This is a genomic window from Pseudovibrio sp. POLY-S9, from assembly GCF_001431305.1.
GTDB lineage: Bacteria > Pseudomonadota > Alphaproteobacteria > Rhizobiales > Stappiaceae > Pseudovibrio.
Genome location: NZ_LCWX01000237.1, coordinates 94,651 through 97,612, shown reverse-complemented (window position 1 = coordinate 97,612; position 2,962 = coordinate 94,651). Strand labels below are relative to the sequence as shown.

Annotated in this window: 1 protein-coding gene and 2 pseudogenes; all 3 read right to left on the bottom strand. The window is 48.0% G+C overall.

Going from position 1 to position 2,962, the window contains the following annotated elements; genetic code table 11:
- Positions 1-376, bottom strand: a pseudogene (locus tag PPL9_RS33680) (2OG-Fe(II) oxygenase); the annotation flags it as partial.
- A 279-nt stretch (positions 377-655) separates the two neighbouring features.
- Entirely contained in the window at positions 656-1,648 is a 993-nt protein-coding gene (locus tag PPL9_RS24575) for a hypothetical protein (RefSeq protein ID WP_057465179.1), read from the bottom strand.
- A gap of 161 nt (positions 1,649-1,809) precedes the next feature.
- A pseudogene (locus PPL9_RS24570) lies at positions 1,810-2,962 on the bottom strand (type III effector); the annotation flags it as partial.

Below are 2,962 nucleotides of genomic sequence, written 5' to 3'. Positions count from 1 at the left end.
CAGCGGCGTCATCCCAGTCTTCATTGAGATAGATGAGCATGGTACATATCTTGGATTTGGAATCGTTGTGAATACGGCCATCACCGTGTTTGGACAAGCGTCGCACAGTGATCATCCGTGGCTTGTCCATAAGATCCAAACTGAGTTTTTCCGAAAGAATTTCAGCCAGTTCAGGTTTATAAAGATCATCTACAAGTTGCTTGAATGCGCCAGTCGATTCAAGTTTTGACAAGGGCAGATACCCAGTCTGTTTGATGTCCGGATAATCACGACGAACATCAGCAGCTTGCTTCTTGGTCAGTACATTTTCCCCCACCAGATACTGGAAAGGAATTGTACGAGTATTGGAGTCTCTGAGAGCATCGAAATTGATCATTTTCCAACTTCCCTGACGCAGCAAAAAACAAGTGATAGCTTTAGCACAGGTTAGAAAAGCCAAAAATTCTCAGTTCTGAGTGCAGAAAATTTGAGACTGTAATTTAAATGGTAAAGGATCAAAACGACCAGAGAGATCTCTTGTGTTGATTTGGCTGTGAAATAATAACTCATTATAAAAAGTCTGTTCTACACGCCAGATTTCTAAGATCTGGAGAACAAGTGTATAGGGAAATGCCATTTGAAAGAAATCCTCCAGTCAAATGGCATTGCAGTCTTTTTATAGATGCCATTCAGCGAGACCGATGCGTTCTGAGCTGTCTACCCGCAACGTGATCGGTTGGCTGTCCTTGTCGTGCATGAGGACCGTATCCGCCCCCACACATTCAGTGAGCATGATTACGATATTTCCTCGTGACAAACTGTCTGTGTGAATTGTTCCACCCGGAAGCATAATTGCTTTGCCATCCGGAACTTTAATATTGGCCAGCGCAAACTGGTCGTCTTTGATCTGTTTGCCCACGGTAATAACGATCTCGTCCTGATCTGACGAAGCCATAAAGATATGAGGGAACTCATGTCTTTCGACAAAAAAACCATTGGCTTCTTCGAGAGAGTATTGGTGGTTTGCTGGTGTAATTTGATATTCAACGACGTTGAGATCACACTTGTCGAACTTCACCGGAACGGTTTCGCCTTTATCAAAGACTTTCACGCCAAAGGCTTGTGTTACATCTTCAAATGCAGGCGATAATTCCGTTACCATCGGAATTTCCAGTAAGACATCTGCACAGGACAAACACCCAGATGCTCCAAACACGTTTCCGGGCGCGGCGATGCTGACTGTGTTTGCATCATGCCATGTCCCTTCTATGACAGAAAAAGCGCTGTCTGGGAGCGAAGACAATGATGTTTTCGTCTCCAAGACACTCTGATGAGTGCCCGCGACCGTTTGTGAAGGAGAAGCCGGTGTAATGTGAGGGGCACTTCGATTGATAACCACATCACTCCCCGGTGGGATGATGCTATGAAGAGCATTGGTTGTGACAGCAACTTCATTGTTGACCACACGGTGTATCGATACAGCCTTTAAAGAGCTCTCTACTTTCTGACTTGAGAGCTCTGCATTGTATTTAACCGTGATTCCAACATCATTCAGGCGCCGTTCCTGATAATCTGGCAGCTTTATGCTCTTATCGGTAGAGCTTGAACTCACCGCATTCTGTAGGTTTGCTTGTACCTGCGGCGTTGATGTTGCAAGTGTGACTGGCATCCTGGTTTCTTCTCAGAACTTGCAAGACTGATGAGCCTTTTTCTTGCAAAAGATACTCATCTTAGTCCTGACTTGATTGAAATGAACATGCTGCATCGTGCGGTCACGTCTGCATCAAACAGACTGTGACCGAGCAATCAGTGGTTTGATGAACTCAGGCGTTATTCAGAAAGCGCCTGCAACTCAGTTTCAAACTGCGTACGTTCTTCTGGTGTGAAACCGCGTAAGTGGTTGCCATCTGTGCGTTGCGCGATCACGCTGGCCACGAACTCGTTGGCTTTGTCCGCAGGAATATCCGGATAGTTTTGAGCCACATAAAGGGCTATGGTCTGCTGATCTTCGTTGAAGTTGATGCCACCTGGTGTCGTGATCTGTTGTGGTTTGAAGCTTTCAGTCTGGGCTGCAATGTTCAGCTGTGCTCCACCAATCAGGCGTGGGTCTGCAACGGTTGCTGGCTGCGTGCGGCTCAAGCCTTGCGCCAACAGGTCTGACACGCGGATTGGTTTAGCCGTACCACCCAGATCGTTTGCCGCTTTGCTCCGTAAATCGAAGGTATGCAGCAGCTCATTAACGTCGCTCAGAGATTGCTCAGCATCGGTTGCTTTAAGTGCGCTTAACAATGCAGCCTTCTGGTCCTCATATTCGCCCGGTTTTTTTAAACCGGAATCAGGCTTCAGAAGCTGTTCAAATGGCTTTGCATCCAACAGAGCTGGGAAATGTTCTGTAGCCAAAGAACGGAACTCAGGATTGTTCTCAAGGACAGCTTCAAGCTGTGAGCTGTAATCTGCATCAAGATAATTGTGTTGGATCCCACGGCTGGACTGCATCGCAGCAGCACCGACCACTTCCAGACCTTCAGTCTTGGTCGTACCTGCAACTTCCAGACCCACCACGTGCTGCCAGGCACCACCGGAAGAAAGGTCACTGAAACGCTGGTTGACGTCGTAGACTGGCTGCAACTGTGAGGCCAGTTCTCTTTCAAGGATAGGGACTTTCTTAGCTGCCCCTTCAACCACTTCGGTTCTGCTGGTTCCGCCACCGCGCTGACCGACTGCATAGACCAGATAGTCTGCTTCAAAGTCTCCACCATCTGTGCTGATGGTCAAGGGGCGATTTTCACCAGCAGAGACTTTGTTGATCTGCTGATAACGGAACACAGTGCCGCCATCAGAACGGTCATTACCCGCCTCCTGTGCCGTGAAGGTGGCCTCAATACCAACAGAACGCACATCCCATGTCAGTGCCACGCCGGGCTTTTGATGGGGCTGCATCATCCAGAAGATGTTTTCCTTATCAACGCCGCGTGTGGAAAGC

What these genes read in the sequence shown, in the direction of transcription:
- PPL9_RS24575 (WP_057465179.1), bottom strand. Translation starts at nt 1,648, where the DNA reads ATGCCAGTCACACTTGCAACATCAACGCCGCAGGTACAAGCAAACCTA.